Consider the following 18936-nt stretch of genomic DNA (forward strand, 5'->3'; position numbering starts at 1 on the left):
CCGTGCCACCCTAAGACGACTTGAGAGAAGAAGACTGGCTGGCCTGGCGGGGGCTCGATGCCCCCGCCAGCCATTTCCGCCACGCCCTCGAGCGTCCCCTTCCCCACCCATGAAAACAGGCCTCTCGCTCGCGCGAGAGACCCGTTGCGACGAACCGCGCAGGAATCGATTGTCGCGGCCCCCGCATCTTCCAAAAAGCATTCGGGGTCGGGGGTAGACGGCCCTGAAGACAGGGGTGTCTTTGCGTGACCATCGAACTGGCCGAGGCGCGGGTGCATAGCGCCTCGCGCGTCATTCTTGCCTCGCCGCGGACCCTGTTCCGGGCGTTCGTCGATCCCGAGATGATGGTCTCGTGGCGCGCGCCCGACGGCATGTCCGCGCGAATGCAGGCGTTCGATCCGCGAGTCGGCGGCGGCTATCGCATGACCCTGACCTATGCCGACGCCACGGATCAGCCCGGCAAGACGACCGCCAACAGCGATACTGTCGAGGTCAGCTTCGCCGAGCTCGCCGCCGAGGAGCGCGTGGTCGAGCTGGTACGGTTCGAGAGCGACGATCCCGCCTTTGCCGGGGAGATGCGCCTCACCACCAGCTTCGCGCCGGTGGCCGATGGCTCCCGAGTCACGATGACCGCCGAGCAGGTCCCGTCCGGCATCGGCAAGGACGAACACGAGTCCGGCATCGCCGCCTCGTTGCGCAAGCTCGCGCTCCTCACCGAATAATCACCCCGGCGGCGGTGCCGGCGCTTCGAGCCGCGACCCGCCGGGCGGCACATAGGCCTCATAGGGGTTGCCGTCATGGAGATGACCGAACGGGGTCATCACATAGTCGTTACCCTGCAACGACACCGCGCACAGCACATAGCGCGGCTCGCCAGTGACCGTGTCGGCGCACTCCATCAGCGCCAGCGCACCCGCCTCGGCGGCGCGCATCATCGTGCGGAAGTTCGCGATATAGGCTTCGGGGATCGCCATCTCGCCCTCCCCCGCTCAGGCCGCGACGCGGGCACGCGCCCGCGGCAGCGCCGGTGCCGACTCGGCCTGGTCCGCCTTCTTGAAGGCGTGGATCGGCACCCCGGCATCGCGCAGCAGCTGGTAGAGATTGGCCTGCAACCCCGACCCCTCGCACAACACCGCCTCGACCGGCTTGAGCTCGACCAGCTTGCGGTTGCGCGTGAACGCCACCTTCCGGCCCGAGCCATAAAGCCCATAGGCGACCACCGGCACGTTGACGCCCGGCCGCGCCGCCCAGGCGGCGGCAATCGCATCGGCGCCCTTGCGCTGCCCGGTGGTGACCAGGGTCATGTGCGGCACCCGCGCCATGATCTGGTCGAGCCGCGCCCAGAGCGCTTCCCAGTCGTGCCATTGCGCAGGACCGGAGAACACCACGATCGGCCCCTGCGGGAGATGCCGGTCGCGCTGCTCGAGCGCCCGCGCGCGCAGAAAATCCTGCGCCGCGATCTGGCTCGCCGACGAGGCGGTCGATGCCCGCGTGCCGCGCGCCGGGGACCAGGGCCAGCCCGAACAGGCACGGTACATTTCGGCGGCATAATCGCGCATGCACTCGATCGCCTCGCGCTGCTCGGCGAGCGACTGGCAGAGCAGCTGCTTCTCCTCGAGCTCGACCGTATAGATCTCGCTCAGATCCGGCGCGCGCGCCATCCCGCCAAGCTCCTGCGCGATGCCGTCCTCGCGTCGCTCGAGCTTCCCCGCCACGAAGTGAAAGGAGTTCACGAACCCCCAGGCGATTTCGGCCGCCAGCGGCTCGAGCCGTGTGCCGCTGAACAGGTCGAAGATGGTGGCGACGATGCCCGCGCAATCCGCCTGCACGGCGAGGGGCTCGGGCATCTCATGCTCGGCGGGCGCCTCGCCCGGTTCGACGATCGAGAGCGGCAGCGGGTCTCCAAAGGCGGCCCGGAATTCGGGGGTCGCGGTGGCTTCGGCGTAAAGCTGCTTGAGGTCGGCGAAGCCGCCGACACTTGAAGGACGGGACATGACGATGCTCCTCGGAAAGGGACAAAAAAATGGCCGGGAGCGCGAAGCGCCCCCGGCCCAAAGCGTGCCTCAGTAGGGCACGACGTCATCGAGATCCGAGCCGGCACCCGCACCGGCGAACGAGCCGTCCAACCCGGCCGTGCTCTCGCCGAACCCGCCCTGACCGGACGGTGCATCATCGCCTCGGCCAGTCCGCACCGACGTGCCGAAGTCATCGCGACGCTGCGGACGGCGCCAGGCGACGCGATAGCCCTCCTCGTTGTTGCCGAACAACGCGACCGGCAGCGGCTCGGCCAGGCTCGGATCGTCGATCGTGCCCTGGTAGAAGACCTCGCCGGTGGTATGCTTGGCGACGGCCTCCCACAGCGCGCCGACCTGCACCCAGCGATTGCCGACATTGAGCGCGACGATCTCGAAGACCGGCGCGCGGTCGTTGCTGCTCTCGACCGGACGCAGCCCCAGCCGCGGCAGATCGATCGTGCGGGTGGCGATCGAACCCATCAGACGGCCATTGCTCTGCTTGAACTCACCGATATTCATGACATTTTCCTTCGACTTGTCGCCGCCTCAGCCAATCCGAAGCGACACAAGCAAAGATCCCTCTCTCCTCTGCTGCGCCGTCCGCGCCGCACCTCTGCCGACCGCTGGGACGCGCGCCATCAACCACACAAATCAGGGTGTCGCCGGGCGGAAGCCGGGGCGGCCGCGCGGCACGCGCGGCGGCGGATGGTGGGACCGGCGCTCCTTCCCGTTCGCGCCCATCCTGCTGCAGCTTTTCACCAGATCCGGCAGCGCCGCGTCCGATTTAAGGGCGTGGCGCCAAACCGGCGACATCCCAGCCCCACCCCCTCTCCTCCGGCCTGACTCAACGTACGGCGCAAGACCGCTCGCTCCGGCGGGGGTCAATGGCGTATAAAGCCGGGATGGACGCGCCAACGGTTCAAGCCGGGGCCGAGCTGGTCCGCAGACGCGCGGCGCGTAACGGCGCCGACCACGGCGACGGCATGGCGCGCCTCGGCGCCGAGCGGGCGCTGACCCAGCTGGCGATCGATCTCGAGATCAGCGCGGCCGAGTTCGAGCGGAGACCGGCCCGCCAACGCCGTCCCAGCTGAGCGCGACCGCCCGCCCAATCCCGCCCGCGCACTTCCCCTGCCGGAAGGTGGGCGTTACCCGCAGGGCCGAGATCCGGCGCAGCCGGAGCTCGGTCGGAGCGAAGCGGAGATAGCACGCCGGTGCCCGCCGCAGGCGGGCATCCGCCAAATCCAGCTCGGCCCGTGGCTCAATCGCAACCGCCAACCCACCCACCAACCCCAGCCCGCCACCCCAACCTGCAACCCCCGTCAAGCTCGCCCGGCAGCCCCGGGACTTGCCGGTACCATCGTCACCGACACGCCGGTCTCGCCGCCAAGGCTGTCGAGAAGTCGACCACAAGCGACGGAAAGCGCCTCGACCGTTTCAAAGGCTTCGCTGGTATAAGCACCGCGGGCAAACATGGCGGGATCGGAAGCCAGCCCGGTATAGGTCTCGGGCCAATGGCACAGCAGAAGATACGGCCAACCCGACTCCGGCGGCGAATAGCTGGCGAAGGTGATGTTGCGCGCACGAAGTGCGCTCGGGCGCCGATCGAACAGGTCGGGGCGGACGGGCGCATCGCGCGGGGCGGCAAGATATGCCTCGAGTTCGGTGCGCTCGGCCCCGGTCTCGACAAGGATCGGATCATAGCGGCCCAGCAAAAGGCTCGGATGCGCGAACCGCGCCGGCACATCGATCAGCAGCACGTCGGGCAAGGTCAACTGTGGACGCGCGTACAGAGCCGCCGCCGCGCGAGGTCGTCGATCAGGGCGTACATATCGGCACGGATCGCAGGCCTATGCGCGGCCGGTCAATCCGGGCGGCACAACAATGCCTCTCACCTGTGATTGAGCATCGTCATTCAGGCGGTAAATTCGAGGCCACACACTGCCAGCTCCGGCTCAATCTAGGCGGCCTCGTCCCGCACGCCGGCGTTGAAGCGCACCAACCAGTCGTGCATCGAAGGCCGCGCTGCCAGCTCCACCCGCGCCGCCGCCGCCTGAAAACGCAGCAGTTCGGTCGGCGCGGTCGCCACGATCCGGTCGACTTGCCGTGGCGACAGCAGCCCTTCGTCGCGGATGAATCGAGTCATCGACCCGGGCCGGGGCTGTGCGCCGCCCCGTCCCTTCACGCTCGATCGCCACAATCCCTCGACCGTTCGAAGCCGGGGTGCGGCGCGGGCCTCGATCAGCACGATCAACCGGAGATAAGCGGGCGGGAGGGAGCGCAGCTCGTCCGGCTTCATCGCCACGCAGAAGAAGCAGGACGACTTCACGGGCACCGGCAACCCCGCCTCGCGTATCCGTCGCGCGCAGTCGAGCCGGGTCCAACCCCATTCGCGCAGCGGGTAACGAAACACATATCGCGGATCGTCAAACCCCTCGCGCTCGGCATAGCGCCGGTTATCGGCGGGCGAGCAATCATAGCCGATGAGTTTCACCACCTTTTCGCCGCGCCGCCAGGCATCGATCGCGGGCGGCCAGGCTTCGGTCCAGCGGTCCTGTGGCGCGATCTTCCATTTCTGCGAGCAGCTGTGCCGCCCGAAGCTGATCGAAGGCAACGTGCCATTGGTCAGCAAATTCTCGAGCAGGCTGGCATAGGGCGGCCAATGCTTGAACCGGCGCGGCACATAGCGGACGACATGGTTCTCGACACCATGATCATCGAGCCAGTTGCGGAACAATGGGACAAACGCGTCGGTCTCAGGCCGCTCGCTCCCGGTGTCCGCCATCAGCACGACATCGGGCGGCTCGCCACGTGCGACCAGCTCGACGATCATCGCCGTTGAATCGACTCCGGCGCCCCAGGCGGCCACGACCGGCGCGGCAAAAGACCGTGGCGCCGTCACAGGACCAGCGCCAGCAACAGGCCGGCGTCCGCATCCAGGTCCGAAGTCACCCGCACCGGCTGAAGCGGGTCGCCGGTGCGGATGACGAACTGATCCCGGCCCGTCGCGCCCCGCAATCGCGTCGCCACGGCATAGGCATGTTCGAAGGAAGCGAGCCGCGCCCGCTTGGGTGAAAGCTGTGACATGACGGAAAGCCCCGTGAAGAGGTGAAGGCGCGCCTCAGCGCGGCGCGTCCAGGGCATCGGAAATCGCGACCAGCGCCAAAGCGAGGAGATGCTCGACCTCGGCGCTCGGCAGTCCCAGCGCCTCGGCGATAACATCGAGCGGCTGGCCCGCCACCCGATGACGTTGGAACACCTCACGCTGCCGCTCGGGAAGCTGCCCGACCGCGGACCGGTAGCGCCGCTTCAGGTCCGCTGTGTCGCCGGCCCGCGCTACCACGGGAACACCGCAAGTTCGGCGACTTTATCCCCGTCGCAGTCGAGCAGGACATAATCGCAGTCATGGGTCCCGCCAAATGCGAGGATCGCACGTAGTTCGGCAGGTAAAGCGGCAGATTCCGCACCCGTCCGCGTCGCGACGAACCAGCCGTAGGGCGTCAGTGACACAGCTGCTGGCTGCAGATCAGGCGCCAACGCAGCCCATCGGGTCAATTCTTCGGCCGTCGAACAGCGAATATGCGCTGTGCTGAGCACGACATATCGTCCGAACTCCATGACGGCCTCCTCAGGCGGCAAGTTTGAGCAGCGGCAGCGCGGTGACATCGTAGCAACGTCGCGCGCGGTCGAGCACAGGACAGGCGCGCATCGTCTGCTGCGAAGAATGAGGCATCGCATTGCTCCTGAAACTGGAATGGAACGGCACCGGGCGCGGCCGCCCGGCGCCGAACAGGGTCAGTTGAGCTTCTGGAACAGACGCTTTGCCTTGCTCTCGAGCTCCAGGCGGGCATCCTGATTGGTCTTGGCGCGGGCCACGGCGGTGATGCCCTGCACGAAGTCGAACACCGATTCCGGCGGGCGGCCTTCCTCGGCCAGCACCGTGGCGATGATCTTGCCGGTATCCGCCTTGGAGAAACCCTGCGCGCGCAGGAATGTCTCGCGGTCCTCGTCCTTGCGGGCGATAATCCGCTCACGCGCGGCCTCGATCCCGCGGACGAAATCCTTCGGCGAGGAGTCGGCAAAATGGGTCAACGCCGGCGCGGCCTGCTGGGCGAAGCGGTTGGCGGCGAACTTCGAGTGGCGGATGCTGATCTCCTCGAAATTCTCGACGCCCCACAGATTGCGGTTCATGCACACCGCGCGGAGATAGAAGGTCGCGATGCCGAGCGTGGTCTTGCCGACCTCGCTGTTCCAGCAATAGAAGCCGCGAAAATAGAGGTCGGGATCGCCGTTCGGCAGCCGCCCGGCTTCGATCGGATGGGTGTCGTCGACCAGGAACAGGAAGACATCGCGATCGGACGCGTAGAGGGTCGTGGTCTCGGTGCTCACATCGACATAGGGATTGTAGACCATCGACCCCCAGTCGAGCACGCCGGGTACCTTCCAGCGTGTATCGCCGGTGCCATTGCCGGCAAAGCGCATCACGGCCTCGACCAGCTCATGATCCCAGATGCGGCCATAATCGGGACCGGTGACGGCGCGAAGCTCGGTGCGGCCATCACTGGTTTCGAGCAGTTTCACATGCTCCCCGCGATGCGCGATCAGGCCGTGTTGCATGTTGATGCCGGCAAGCGCCGCAGGCAGCTCGCGGAGATAGCCCGCCGGCGCGCCGACCAGACTGGCAAGTTGTCCGAACGACCAGTGCGTGGGTACGACCGGTTCGTCGGAATCGGGAACGAGCAGTTGCAGCCGCTCGGCATTGTCGCTGCTGGCCTGAACGCGGATCGCGCGGCTCTCGACGATTCGGGTGGTGGCACCCTCGGCGCGGGCGCGGACGTGCGCGTAGAGCGCATCGAGCGAAAGGAAGCGTTCGTCATCCGGACGGCTGAACCATTCGGACGAGACGCGGCTGATATTGCGGCCGCGGCTGATATCGACCTTGAAGCCGGCCGGCACGGGCCGGTCGACGGTAGCGAGCATGTTCATGGAGGGTCTCCTGGACGCTGCAAGATCCGCTCATCGGACCTCGCCCTCCCTCGCTCCCTCCTCTCCACTCAGCTGGGACGGCCAAGCCGCCCGGGCACGAAAACACCGCATACCCGGATCGGCGCTCAATCGTCGCGGTCGACCGGTCGCCCGACGCCGACGGCCAGGATGGCTTTTCGCACGCGCTCGAACAGCCCGGCGGGCAAGAAGCCATAGCTCACGCCCGGCGCGCCCTTGCGCACCGGCCGGATATCGTAGCCGGGCCAGGTGAATCGGTTCCACTCCGATACAACGATCCACGAGCGCTCGGCCTTGAGCCGCAGCTGCGCGCGGACCGCGGGCGGCACCTCGATCGCCGTCTGATCCCGGGAAGGCGGACTGGTCGTGAACGGCACGACGAACAGCTGGTCGAACCCGTCGGCGGACCTGGTGACGATCACCACCGCGACAGGGCGATCCTTCACGCCTTCATCGCGGCCGCCACGATACTCATATTCCCAAAGATAGCTGTAGTTGATGACCTCGCCAGGCTTAGGAAGCGCCGAGCTTGGCTTCAACGTCGAAGCACTCGGGGGCGGGCTCGACGGCGCGGATGGCTTCGAGGGTTTCGTCATCCAGATCCTCCGTGCGTCCTGCGACTCGCTCACGGCGGCGCAAGCGCTCATATTCTTCGACAGGGACCATGACGAAGCGCACGCGGCCGTTCCTGCTAACGCCAACCGGGCGAATCATCGCCTCGTCGGAATAGCGACCGAACTGCTTCTGCAGTTCGCCGGAGGCTACGATTTCCATGCTTTTTGCCATGAGCGGGTGCTCCAGTTCTCGGTTTTCGCAGGTTCTCGAATTCGGATTCGCTGGTTTCTGGATCGGAGGTCTGGTTTCGGAGTTTCGGTCTGTCGGGTTTCGCGGTTTTGGTGGGTTTTGGAGCTTCAACGGTCCAGTTCAGGCGCCACGGCTTCCTGAAAGAACCAGATAATCCAGTAAATAGGGATTTTCCGGAAATTCCGCAAGTCTTCCGCCAAGGCGGAATCCTTGGGACGACGGTGAACAGACAGACACGCAATCGGCGCTTATGCGGAACGTCTCCGGCAAAGCGCGGCGCTCCAATCAACCAGGTTCGCCCCGCGCCGCGCCGGAGAGCGGGCGACCGTTGCCGTCATAGCTCGTAGGATCGGCACCCGGTACATCCCAGCCAAAGACCGACCCGATCTCCATTGCGGCCACCTGAGCAGCCGTCGCGGCAAGGGCGGCATTGAACTGCTCGACGGTCGTCCCTTCGGGCACCGGCCAGTAACCGGATTCGCCGCGTTTGAGCACGATCGCCTGGCCTGTTTCAACATTGATGGTCGCACACATTACCGGAAGACGATCGAGCAGCGCGATGCGCTTCGCCTGCACGTCGAGCGTCGCCGGGCGTAGCTTGTAGAGCCAGGTCGGACCCAGGTGATTGCGCACGGCGCGCAGTGAAGCCGAGAAATGCTCGTGTTCGTCGGAGCCCTCCATCCACTTCAAGCTAAGCGCCTGCTTCCAATAACGTCCATGACGGGCACGGAAGTCGATCAACGCGCGCCACATATCGAGCGTGGGCTCGTCCACGATTTGTCCTTCACTCAGACAGACAGGGGCAGGCTTTGGCGACGGGCTTCGGCCCTGATGATCTGCGCCATTTCGGTGCCTCAAGACGACGCTTCGGCCATCGCCGATCGCAGCTGGTCGCGAGTCCAACGCAGCACGATGCGATCGGCGAACACCGCGCACCATCCACCGCCGAACTCGTCGATGCGCTGCCGGGAACACGAAACGCTCCACTCGAAGCCGATCGGCCCCTGCGCAAGCGTTTCGTTACAACAGCGCTGAATGAGTTGCGCAACCGCATCGGGCTCAAAGCTCGTTTCCGCCGAGATGATCGCCTGCCACCGAGTGCCTTCCATTTCGGCGCCTCCGGCAAGGTCGCACCCAAAGTCGGGAAGACTTGAACCCCCGAATAGCGCGCTGAACCCGGCCCACGGATCGCTGCCGCTCGCCGGAAATAGCGCCATGAACGCCGCGCTGCGTGGCTCGGGCGTGAGTTCAGCGCAGAGATCCAAGCTGAGCGTGAACGCTTCCTGAAGCAGCGACCATTCGGCGGCAGTACAAGAGAAGACGAAACACGCCTGGATGTAAGTGTCAGCCATGATCGGCCTCCCCGCCCACGAAGCTGAGCGGAGGGATGACGATCTCGGCCGCAGCGAAATGAGATGCGATCGCCTCCATCGTCCCCAGGTCGCACAGCTCAGCGAAAGTCATCACCACATTGTCGTTCGACGTGATGCGGTAGGACCGGGGATCGCCCACGCCGTCGAACACCAGCCGTTCGCCGTCCCAGCCGCCGACATAGGGATCGCAACTGCGCGAGAACGGAAGACCATTTTCGACGCAAAACGCCTCGAGCTCCTCGAACGTGCCGCCGCGCACCTGATCCGCCATCAATTCGAGCGGACGATCTGCCGGGATCTCGTCGATCTCGAACGGTGCCCCGTCCCATTCAGTCGAGAGGCCTTCCGCTGTGATGATCCGGCACAGTTCGGGGGTGCGACTATGCCGCAGAGCGCCCCCCAAGCGAATCGATGCAGAAGCGCGGTCAGCCATCATGGCCTCCTGTGTTGAGTGAATTGGGAAAATGGAGTGGTCGGTTGCGGTCAGGCGACAGCAGGGCCGATCGGGCGCCGGATCGGGCATAAGGGCTTTCATCAACACCGAACCGCCAAGCCCAGTCACTCACCCCGCCCCCTCCCCCCTCAGCCTTGAGCCCGGGAAGGACCCCCGCCACTCCGTCAGGCCGAGCCCAACGGCGCACCAGCGCTTTGGCCAATCGCAGCGACGATCCCCTCGGCTCTGCTGACCGGCACGAACACGCGGGTCTTGTAGGCAATGATCTCCGTGAAGCAGCCGAGCGACTTCAGCCATTCGAGTCGGGTCGGCGGAAAATCCCGAATCTCGAACCGGACATCGTCATTGACACGAGCGCGGGCCAGGCGAGCAGGTTCAAGCCCTGGAAGCGGCACTCCCTGCCGTGATCGCGCTGCTTCGACAACCTCGCCAGGCGAGAGCGCGATCGCCACCGACACGCCAAACGCCGAGGCAAGCTTCTCGAACCCGGCGGGCGACACGATCCGCCCGAGGATGGCGGTGCCGCTCTGATCCGCGATCCGCCAGACGCGCATGTCATCATCGGGCAGCCGGTTCCAAACCGGCAGGAGCAGCCCAGTCGCCAAGTTGATGGTCTCGATGTCGAGTCGACCTACGATTTCGTCACATTCCGCCTGCCAGAGCCGCCGGAAGACCGCCTCATCGACCGGGTGCCAAAGGCTTTCGGCGAGGCGTCCCTCGCGAATACGGTCGCTCGCCGCCGGACGCACGAGCTGCCAGACCGGGATCGATCGCCCTTCATCGTCCAGGATCGGCCATGATGGCACCTTGAGCGCGACGCGGCCCGAGCGGCTGTTGCGCAGGAACGCCGTCAATGAACTGCGTGCCCAATCCGCGAGCAGCCTCGCCAGGGGCAGCGCTCGACGGCGATGATGAAGCTCCAGGCGGCACAGCTTCGTCTCAGCCCCGGTCACCGGATCGCGCCGCAGCACCTGCTCTTCGAGCAGTTCAACCCGCTCGGCGCTGATCGTCTCGACGCCGACATCGAGCGTGCCGGCCTCGCGCGCCTCGTCGATCCGCGCCTCGATCAGCGCTAGATATTCCTCGAAAATCGCATTCTGTGTCGCGATCCGCAACGCGAGCAGCCGATTGAGCCAGCGCTGGATCGGCGGCAGCGATTCGAGCAAGCCGCCATCCTCGGCGGTCAGTCTGAGACCGGTCATGCGCGTGAACGCGTCGAGCGACGTGCTCTTGAGCTTTCCGCGGTAGAGCAGATGGTACCATTGAGCGAGCGCGTCACGGGCATAGTCGCTTTCGAGATTATCGGCCGGATCAAACAGATTCTGCCCACCGGTCTGGCGCTGTCCCCGGGTGAGCGCGCCGAGACTGTCGAGACGGCGCGCAATCGTGCTGATGAAGCGCCGCTCGCCCCGGCAATCGGTCGTCACCGGGCGGAAGATCGGGGCGCTGGTCTGATTCGTGCGATTGGAGCGGCCTAATCCTTGGATCGCGCTCGACGCGCGCCAGCCCGGTTCGAGCAGGAAATGCACGCGCCGGCGGTCCGCCGACCCGCAATTGCGGTCGGCATGATAGCTGCGCCCGGTGCCGCCTGCGTCCGAGAACAGCAGGATCTGCTTGCGGCCGGCCATGAAGGCATCTGCCTCGACGAGGTTCGATCGGACGCTGCGCCGTTCGATGCGCTGGCGGCTTTCCGTGTCGGTCAACAGCCGCCGCGTCCGCCCCGTCACCTCGGCGACCTCTTCCACCCCGAAATGCCGGATGATCTCATCGAGCGCGCACGGGATCGCAGGCATGGCGCAGAGCCGTTCGACCAGCTCGTCCCGCGCGCGCAGTGCCTCATTCGAGTGAACCGGATGTCCGGAATCGTCGACCATCAGCTCCGAGCGCGGCTCGCCATCGGTGCCGATGAAGACCTGCAGCATCCGTGTCGGGAAGGCGGTCATCAGATAGTCGATCATATATTCGCGGGGTGAAAGCTCGATATCCAACCGCGCGCGCTCGTCGGCGTCGAGGCTGGCAAGCCTGCGGTCGAGCATCGCTTCCGCCGTGGTGACCAGCTGGACGATGGCATGCTGTCCGTCCGCGCGGTGCGCCTCGATCGCCTCGATCAGCGTCGGCAGCTTCATCGCGATCAGCACCTGACCGAAGAAGCGTTGCTTCGCGCTCTCGAACCGCGACAGCGCCGCACCCTTGGCCTGGGCATTGAGCGATCTGCCGGTCATGCGGTCGACGATGTTGGTCGCTTCCAGCACTGCGTCGAGATTCTGGTGGATGATACTCCACGCGTCGGCATAGGCGTCATAGACCGCAATCTGGTCCTCGGTCAGCCGATGCTCGAGCGGGGCATATTCGACGCCGCGAAAGGTCAGCGCCCGCGAGGTGTAGAGACCGAGCGCCTTGAGGTCTCGGGCGACGATCTCCATCGCCGCGATGCCGCCGCTGGCGATCGCGGCCATGAAGGCGTCGCGGCTCTCGAACGCACTGCCCGGCCCCCAGAGGCCGAGCCGCGTGGCATAGCAGAGATTGGCGGGATCGGTCGCGCCCGTCGCGGAGATGTACAGCACGCAGGCGCGCGGCAGTAGATTCTGCAGCCGGACGCCGGCAAGCCCCTGTTCAGAGCCCCGCTGAGTCCCGTGACGAGTCTGGGTGCCCGCCGCATTGGCAAGTTCATGCGCCTCGTCGAACGCGATCACGCCTTCGAACTCGGCACCGAGCCAGTCGATCACCTGCTGCAGGCGCGATTGCGCATCGTCGCGCTGCGAACGAAGCGTCGCATAGGTCGTGAAGAGGATACCACCTGCCATCGTTATCGGCGATCCGAAGGGAAATGCGTCGAGCGGCTGAATGTCGATCGCGAGACCGCCGAGCGCAGCCCAGTCGCGCCGGGCATCCTCGATCAGCGCGCTGCTCTTGGAGATCCAGACCGCCCGGCGATGCCCCTGACACCAGCGGTCGAGGATGCAGGCCGCCACTTGCTGGCCCTTGCCCACGCCGGTGCCGTCGCCGAGCATGAACCCCATGCGATAGGCATGACCAGCTTCGCTCTGTTCGAGCAGCGTGCCGGCATTGTTGGGAAGGTGCCGTCCCGGCAGGTCGCGTCCGAATGCCTGCCCCGCATAGATCACCGTCTCGAGCTGGGCGTCCGAGAGTGCGGCGACCGCCGCCCGCGGTAACAACGGCCGGTAGTGGGGCGCCGGCGGTGCGATCGATGACATCGCGACGGATTCGACGAGCTGATCAGGATGCGGCGAAGCGCCCGGGATCGCCATGCGCGTGAGCCGCCACGGCACATAGATGCCGATCTGCTCGCCCGCGGCGGGCGGCGCTTCGAAAATCTCATAGTCGAGCAACCGGGGCGTGCCGTCGACCAGCGCTTCGATCGCCGGCGCCGAGAGCCGGCCGCGGCTCACCGATCCGAACAGCCTCTTCGTCCGGCGCGGCGGAGCGGTAGGCGATAGCGCCACTGCGGTACCGGGCGGCGTCGGTTCATCCAGCCGGGGCGGCAGCGCCAGCACCAGATCGAGCGCCTTGTCGAGGCTGGTGACCGTCGCGCGGTCCGTCGCGCCGAACCAACCCTTGTCGAACACACACAGCCGCACCGAGATCGACGTGCCATGTTTGGCGTAAGGCTGACCGGTGATCGTGATTTCGGCTCGCGGCTGAACCACCTTCGCCACGGCCTCATAGCCGGACGCGCCGGCCGCATCGGGCGCAAAGGCAGGCGACATGATCGCCACGCAACGCCCACCCAGCGCCAGACGCTGCAGCGCCGAGCGCAAATGCCGCGCGCCGGCATGGCGATCACGGCCGCGCTGTTCGCTGCGGGAGAATGGCGGATTGATCAGCACCACCGTCGGCGCGGCATCCGCCGGCAAGGCATCGTCGATGAACTCGGCGTCATGGCGCGACACCGGACGCCCGATCGCGGCCTCCAGTAACGCGGCACGCTGCGGGTCGCGCTCGTTCAGCGCCATCGCGCATCCTCGCCGGTGCCCATGGGCCGCGAGCATGCCGGTTCCCGCCGACGGCTCGAGCACGACGTCGCCGGCGCGCAGCGCAGCGGCGCGTGCGGCGAGCCATGCAAGCGGCAACGGCGTCGAGAATTGCTGCAGCTCGACCTGCTGCTCGCTGCGATAGCTCTGGGTCGGAAGCGATCCTGCGATGCGCTCCAGCAGCTCCAGTGTTCGATAGGGATCGTTGTCGAGCTCGAGCTGGCCGGAGTCGGCGACCATCATAACCTGCGCGAGCTCGAGCGCGTCATAGGCATCGCGCATCGACCATCTGCCGGTGGCGTCGGTGCCGCCGAACTGGTCGATCATCAGCGAGGTCAGCGAACGCCGCGAAACCCCGCCAAGGCGGACGATCCGCGGCACCAGGCCGGATGCGATCGCTGTCAGCGATGCGATCTTGCCAGGATCAATCGAAGTGGTGCCGGCGCCCGGCGCGGGCGCGGCAAGAATGGTCTGGAGCATGAAGGAACCTCCAATGGCTTGATCGAGAGCGATTGCCCTCGCGCCTCGCTTCCCCCTCCCTCCTGCCCCCAAATGGGTCCGAGCCGCCCGGACGGGTGACGCAGGCTCGGAGGAAGCTGCCGCGTCTCACCGGCGCTGTTGGAGGCATGAGGGTGGGCTAGTAACGGGGCCATGCCGAAGCACGGCCCCGTTCCGATCAGGCTCAGGCGGCTTCGGACAGGCTCAGCTCGACCCGATCACCCTCACCCGTCGCGCCGGATTCGGCATCGGCGCCGACATCGTCGGACCGTTCTCCGATCGAGCCGCCGCCGTGACCACCCTGGTCATCCGCGATCGGATCGCCGATCTGCGTCTCCGGCGCGAACCGCATCGCATCGGGCAGCCAGACGAGCGCCCGCTCCTTGACCTCATTCTCGACGATGACCTGACCGCTGAAGAGCTTCTCCGCCGCCGCGGCGAGGTCGAACTTGCGCGAGGCTGCATAGCGGCTCTTGAGTTCCAGCCCGCCGATCGCCTCGAACAGCTTGAGGATGCCCGGCTTGGTGATGCGGTCGAAGAAGTTCCTCGCGGTCGGCCGCCACCAGGCCGCAACCTCGATGCCGAGCTTGGTCCCGAGATGGCTGAGGAACGAGCTTCCGGAGCAGCCATCGGGCACCGCCTCGAGCGTGCGCGCCACCGCCCAGCCGAGCCACGCGGCGCGGACCTCGTCGCCGAGCGCACAAAACGCGTCATATCGCGCCTCGAGCGTCTTGTGCTCGCTCCAGCTGCGGTCGAGCGCCTGTTCAAGTTTCGCCCAGGCTTCGGCCGCAGGTGCGCCGCTCTCGAAGCCATGCACGCGCGGGCTCGGCGCGGAGGCGCGCAATTCGCTTGGCGGACGGTCATACCCTGCGGTCGGGATCGCCCGATCGACCATGATGAAGGTTGCGAGATCCAGCGCAAAATGCGGGTCACTCGCGACGTGCACCGCGAGCAGCTCGGTCTTCATCATCGCCAGCTCGTCGAGTAGTTTGTGGCTGTACTTCGGTCCGGCGTTGTCGTCCGGCTCCGCGTCCCGCTCGCCGTCCACGTCATCGGAGTCCCCGTCGTCGACCTCATGCTCGGGTTCGGCCGGCTCGCGATAGAGCTGCTCGTGAACGTGCGGCTGACCATCGCTGCCGATCACGACGAACGCGATCGCGGCTGCCCGATCGGCCTCACTGACTAGTTCGCCGGTATCGAGCAGCGACTCGAGTTCGTCCTCCAGCGCCTCGATTCGGCTGGACTGCTCCTCGCTATAGTCGCCGGCCTCCTCGGCGACGCGTTCGATCTCCTCGAGTTCAGCGTTGATCGCCGTCTTGCGGCCCTCGGCCTCGACCGTGAGCGGGATGGGCTCACCGACCACACGGTTGAGATTGCACGTTTCCATATAGGGGACATGTCCCGCGGATATGACCCGAACCTCGGCATAGCCCTCGCGCTCGCGCAGCTGCGCCGCGGCGGCTGCCAGCGCGGCTTCGGCCAGCTGGTCGACGATATCGCCGTCAAGCCACATTTCGCTCGAAGCGTCGGTGAACAGGTCGCCATCGATCCGCCCGCCGGCCGCTTCATAGGCCTCCCGGCCCACCAGCACCGCCTTGGGATCGCTGCCCTTATAGCCGCCGACGGCGAGCTGGCGGCGGATCTCGTTGAGGTTACCGGCGGAATAGCTGCCGGCAAGCTGCTCGAACACGCTCGCCTGGCGCGACGTGTCCGACGTGCTGGCATAGGCGATCGCGACATCGAGCGTGATCGCGTTCTCCCGCAGCGCTTCGAACACCGGCTCGGCGAGATTGGCGAGCCGCAGGCGGCCGCGCACGAACCGCTCGGTCAGCCCGAAGCGCTTGGCGATGTCGGCGGGGGTCTTTTTCTCGATCTCGATGATGTCCTGGAAGGCCCGGCAGGCATCGGCCGGGTTCATCTCGAGGTTGAAGAAATTCTCCGAGAGGCTGATCTCCAGCACGTCGCTCGCGTCGGTCAGGACCTTGACCGGGATTTCATAGTCCGCGGGAAAGACGCCCGCCGCCATGTTGGCGTGGACGCCATCCAGTCGGCGGCCGCCGGCACATATCCGGTAGTGGCCTTTCTTGCGGGCGACGGGCAGCGCCACGAGATTCTGAATGATCCCTCGTGCCGCGATGTTGGCGGCGAGTTGCGCGTCCGCCTCGGGATCGGAGGATTTGCGGACGTTGGACGGCGACTTCGTGCAATTTGCCGCCTTGACGAAAATGATATCGGACATGGGTCTGATCTCCAGCGCGGACGGCCTGACCGTCAGGCCGCATGCCGCACCCCGCCGCTCCCCCTCCCTCCTGCCCGCTTGATCACGATGTTCCAGTCCTTGGCACCGGCCCAGGGCCATTGCGTCTCGAGTTCCAGATCGCGCCCTCCATAGACCGCGCGCGCCTTCTCCTCGGCCAGCCGCCCGCTGCGGTCGGCGTCCGGCAACAGCACCAGACGACGGACGCCATTGGGAATGTCGATATGCGTAAGCCGCTCGGCCCCGAGCGTTGCCCAGACGGGAATGCCGAGCAGGTCCGCCGCCGAAAGTGCGGACTCGACGCCCTCCGCGAGTCCAAGCGTTGCGCCGGCATCGAACAGCTGAACCGCGCCGCGCAACGGACGTCCGAGCGTCAGCTTGGCCTTGACCAGATCGGGCGCAAGCGCGGCACCGGCGCAATCCAGGAATAGGCGCTGGATCGAAACGATCTCATGGCCCTGGCGAACTGCTGCGATCAGCGCCGGTCGGAAACGCACCGCCCTGCCTCGACCGAGCGGTGTCGCGGGATGATAGCGGAGCGCGGAAGAAAAGGTGACGATGCCACGGCTGACGAGATAGCGTTCGGCACGGGTATGCGCGATCGGTCGGGCATTCTCCCAGATTTCGCGAGCAGGCGCCGCAAAGCCGCTTGAAGCGCGCGATGCGGAACAGACGGCGTTCCCAGGTTGATCGACCGGTACTGAAAGCCGCAACAGCCTCAGGCTTCGCAGGACATCGATCGTGTCGCAGCCGGCGAAGCATTTGAACAATAGGCTGGTGCGGCCAAGCCGCACCGAGAGGCTCGGCTTGCGGTCGTCGTGCGCAGGGCAGTGACACATGGCGCCGTGACGGCGCCATTGACCACCAAGCTGCTGCACGATCCGTTCCGCTGCGGCCTCGAGACTGGTTTTGATAGCGTTCGTGGGCATGGATGGCTCCTCGCCATCACTCCCCCCCTCCCCGTTTACCGGTTCGATACTACCCAAAATGGAAGGATATCGTGTCTCAATAGTTTGCAGGACGTGCTAGTGTAAACGGACTGGGCTGGAGAGGAGGTAGTTTGCCGCCTGAGGCACGAGGCCATCCGATGCACAGTAACCTTCACGAAGAAATCAACCGCTTCCTCTCCGCTCACGACAGTGACCAGCTCCAGGAACGGCTCGAGGCAGCCACGCACGACCTCGGGTTCAAATGGTATGCGATGGGCCACCATGTCGATCTGCGCGGCTCGCCCGAGGACGCGCTCCGGCTCTCCAACTACCCGACGGAGTGGATCGAGCGCTCGCTATCCGAGCGCTATTATGCCAACGACCCGATCCATCGCGCCAGCACAAGGACAGCGACCGGCTTTCTCTGGTCGGAGGTCAGCTCGCTCATTCGCCTGACCAGGCGCGATCGCGACATTTTGAAAGCAGCCAGCAGTCATGGCCTTGGCGACGGGTTCACCGTGCCGGTCCATGTCCCGGGCGAATATCGGGGCACCTGCTCGTTCGGCACGACCTCGCTCGACCATCTGGCGCGCGGCGCGCTGCCTGTCGCGAGCATGATCAGCAGCTATGCGTTCGAAGCCGGGCGGCGGATCCTGCGCGTGCAACGGCGCACGGCTGAGCCAAGCGCTGACGTTCCCATGCTCACGGATCGTCAGCGTGACACGCTGGTTCTGGTGGCACGCGGCAAGGCCGACCCCGAGATTGCGACATTGCTCGGCATTTCGCCCGCGACCGCCCACGAGCATGTCGAGAATGTCCGCCGCCTCTACGGCAACGCGCAGCGGCCCTTCCTCGTCGTCCGCGCCCTGTTCGACGGGCAAATCTCGTTCAGCGAGGTGCTTCGACGCTGATCAACCCTCTGATCAGAGGGTGTCGCGACATCGCGATCTGCTGGAACTGAGCTGCCGCCACATGGCGGGAGCAAGAGATGATCCAGATTATTCAGGGGAGCCGCGAACCCGGCACCTCGCCGATCCTCGACAATATGCACCGGGCACGCAAACGTGTGTTCGTCGATCTGCTCGAATGGGACGTTCCGGTGATCGACGGGAAGTTCGAGCGTGACCAGTTCGACACGGATGGCGCGATCTATCTTGTCGAAACCAGGAAGGATGCAACGCATCTCGGCTCTTTCCGGCTGCTCCCGACCGATCGCCCGCATCTGCTCGGCGATCTCTTCGCAGAACTTTGCGACGGCCCCGTTCCCACCGGCCCCGATATTCTCGAGATCACCCGTGGCTGCCTTTCGCCCCAGTTGCGAGCAGCCGAACGGCTGAAATTACGCAACCGGCTGATCAGCGCCGCAGTCGATTATGCACTGGGCAATGGCATCTCCGCCTTCACCTGTGTCGCCGACTCCGGCTGGCTAACGCAAATCCTCTCGATGGGCTGGGACTGTCAGCTGCTCGGCATGCCACGATCAATCGCGGGCGTGGCGACCGGCGCACTGCGGATCGATATCGAACCGCGGACCGTCGACATCCTGCGGCAGGCAGGGACCTATGTCCCGGGCGAGCTGGTCGACGCGGCCGCCGCGCCGCTCGCGGCTTGAG

Annotated in this window: 21 protein-coding genes; 4 read left to right on the forward strand and 17 right to left on the reverse strand. The window is 66.0% G+C overall.

Annotated elements, in window-relative coordinates; translation table 11 throughout:
- Positions 1 to 245 precede the first annotated feature (245 nt).
- Complete coding sequence (locus M9978_RS17125) at positions 246 to 722, forward strand: SRPBCC domain-containing protein (RefSeq protein ID WP_254295316.1); 477 nt, start codon at positions 246 to 248, stop codon at positions 720 to 722.
- On the opposite strand, the gene M9978_RS17130 is transcribed toward M9978_RS17125, so the two are convergent.
- The 3 genes from M9978_RS17130 to M9978_RS17140 all read right to left on the reverse strand — a co-directional run bounded on the left by M9978_RS17130 (position 723) and on the right by M9978_RS17140 (position 2534).
- A complete protein-coding gene (locus M9978_RS17130) occupies positions 723 to 974 on the reverse strand; it encodes a DUF6117 family protein (protein WP_254295329.1) in 252 nt (83 codons plus the stop codon).
- A 15-nt stretch (positions 975 to 989) separates the two neighbouring features.
- Positions 990 to 1994 carry a DUF2493 domain-containing protein gene (locus M9978_RS17135; protein WP_254295330.1) on the reverse strand — a complete coding sequence of 335 codons (1005 nt, stop codon included), beginning with the start codon at positions 1992 to 1994 and terminating at the stop codon, positions 990 to 992.
- 69 nt (positions 1995 to 2063) lie between these two features.
- The gene (locus tag M9978_RS17140; protein WP_254295331.1) at positions 2064 to 2534 is read right to left on the reverse strand and encodes a DUF736 domain-containing protein; all 471 of its coding nucleotides are present in this window, start codon (positions 2532 to 2534) and stop codon (positions 2064 to 2066) included.
- A 365-nt stretch (positions 2535 to 2899) separates the two neighbouring features.
- Here M9978_RS17140 and M9978_RS17145 point away from each other — a divergent pair, with 365 nt between their 5' ends.
- Complete coding sequence (locus tag M9978_RS17145) at positions 2900 to 3106, forward strand: hypothetical protein (RefSeq protein WP_254295332.1); 207 nt, start codon at positions 2900 to 2902, stop codon at positions 3104 to 3106.
- Between the two features lie 228 nt (positions 3107 to 3334).
- Here the strand turns inward: M9978_RS17145 and M9978_RS17150 are convergent, their stop codons facing one another.
- From M9978_RS17150 to M9978_RS17215, 14 genes are all read right to left on the reverse strand, one after another.
- A complete protein-coding gene (locus M9978_RS17150) occupies positions 3335 to 3787 on the reverse strand; it encodes a hypothetical protein (RefSeq protein ID WP_254295333.1) in 453 nt (150 codons plus the stop codon).
- A gap of 185 nt (positions 3788 to 3972) precedes the next feature.
- Entirely contained in the window at positions 3973 to 4881 is a 909-nt protein-coding gene (locus M9978_RS17155; protein WP_367305115.1) for a hypothetical protein, read from the reverse strand.
- Positions 4882 to 4910: 29 nt separating this feature from the next.
- Positions 4911 to 5099: a hypothetical protein gene (locus tag M9978_RS17160; protein ID WP_254295335.1), complete on the reverse strand. Its 189-nt coding sequence runs from the start codon at positions 5097 to 5099 to the stop codon at positions 4911 to 4913.
- Between the two features lie 34 nt (positions 5100 to 5133).
- Entirely contained in the window at positions 5134 to 5355 is a 222-nt protein-coding gene (locus M9978_RS17165) for a sigma factor-like helix-turn-helix DNA-binding protein (protein WP_254295336.1), read from the reverse strand.
- Entirely contained in the window at positions 5349 to 5630 is a 282-nt protein-coding gene (locus tag M9978_RS17170; RefSeq protein WP_254295337.1) for a DUF5983 family protein, read from the reverse strand. Before M9978_RS17170 ends, M9978_RS17165 begins: the two co-directional genes overlap by 7 nt.
- Before the next feature lie 177 nt (positions 5631 to 5807).
- Entirely contained in the window at positions 5808 to 6998 is a 1191-nt protein-coding gene (locus M9978_RS17175; protein ID WP_254295338.1) for a DUF932 domain-containing protein, read from the reverse strand.
- A gap of 125 nt (positions 6999 to 7123) precedes the next feature.
- On the reverse strand, positions 7124 to 7555 hold the full coding sequence (locus M9978_RS17180; RefSeq protein WP_254295339.1) for a hypothetical protein: 432 nt from the start codon (positions 7553 to 7555) through the stop codon (positions 7124 to 7126).
- Positions 7530 to 7790: a type II toxin-antitoxin system Phd/YefM family antitoxin gene (locus tag M9978_RS17185; protein ID WP_254295340.1), complete on the reverse strand. Its 261-nt coding sequence runs from the start codon at positions 7788 to 7790 to the stop codon at positions 7530 to 7532. Before M9978_RS17185 ends, M9978_RS17180 begins: the two co-directional genes overlap by 26 nt.
- A 315-nt stretch (positions 7791 to 8105) precedes the next feature.
- Positions 8106 to 8594: a hypothetical protein gene (locus M9978_RS17190; RefSeq protein ID WP_254295342.1), complete on the reverse strand. Its 489-nt coding sequence runs from the start codon at positions 8592 to 8594 to the stop codon at positions 8106 to 8108.
- Positions 8595 to 8674: 80 nt separating this feature from the next.
- Positions 8675 to 9172, reverse strand: a complete 498-nt coding sequence (locus tag M9978_RS17195) for a hypothetical protein (protein ID WP_254295344.1) — start codon at positions 9170 to 9172, stop codon at positions 8675 to 8677.
- The gene (locus M9978_RS17200) at positions 9165 to 9626 is read right to left on the reverse strand and encodes a hypothetical protein (protein WP_254295346.1); all 462 of its coding nucleotides are present in this window, start codon (positions 9624 to 9626) and stop codon (positions 9165 to 9167) included. The genes M9978_RS17195 and M9978_RS17200 overlap by 8 nt, the downstream gene beginning before the upstream one ends.
- 185 nt (positions 9627 to 9811) lie before the next feature.
- Complete coding sequence (locus M9978_RS17205) at positions 9812 to 14119, reverse strand: strawberry notch family protein (RefSeq protein ID WP_254295349.1); 4308 nt, start codon at positions 14117 to 14119, stop codon at positions 9812 to 9814.
- 202 nt (positions 14120 to 14321) lie between these two features.
- Complete coding sequence (locus M9978_RS17210) at positions 14322 to 16376, reverse strand: ParB/RepB/Spo0J family partition protein (RefSeq protein ID WP_254295351.1); 2055 nt, start codon at positions 16374 to 16376, stop codon at positions 14322 to 14324.
- Positions 16377 to 16408: 32 nt separating this feature from the next.
- Positions 16409 to 17323 carry a DUF7146 domain-containing protein gene (locus M9978_RS17215; protein ID WP_254295354.1) on the reverse strand — a complete coding sequence of 305 codons (915 nt, stop codon included), beginning with the start codon at positions 17321 to 17323 and terminating at the stop codon, positions 16409 to 16411.
- 158 nt (positions 17324 to 17481) lie between these two features.
- Here M9978_RS17215 and M9978_RS17220 point away from each other — a divergent pair, with 158 nt between their 5' ends.
- Together M9978_RS17220 and M9978_RS17225 are read left to right on the forward strand one after the other, a co-directional pair.
- Positions 17482 to 18234, forward strand: coding sequence for a helix-turn-helix transcriptional regulator (locus M9978_RS17220; RefSeq protein WP_254295357.1), 753 nt, complete (start codon positions 17482 to 17484; stop codon positions 18232 to 18234).
- Between the two features lie 77 nt (positions 18235 to 18311).
- Positions 18312 to 18935 (forward strand): acyl-homoserine-lactone synthase, encoded by a 624-nt coding sequence (locus M9978_RS17225; RefSeq protein WP_254295360.1) that lies wholly within the window; start codon positions 18312 to 18314, stop codon positions 18933 to 18935.
- Position 18936 lies beyond the last annotated feature (1 nt).

It is taken from the genome of Sphingomonas tagetis, from assembly GCF_024211275.1.
Lineage (GTDB): Bacteria > Pseudomonadota > Alphaproteobacteria > Sphingomonadales > Sphingomonadaceae > Sphingomonas > Sphingomonas tagetis.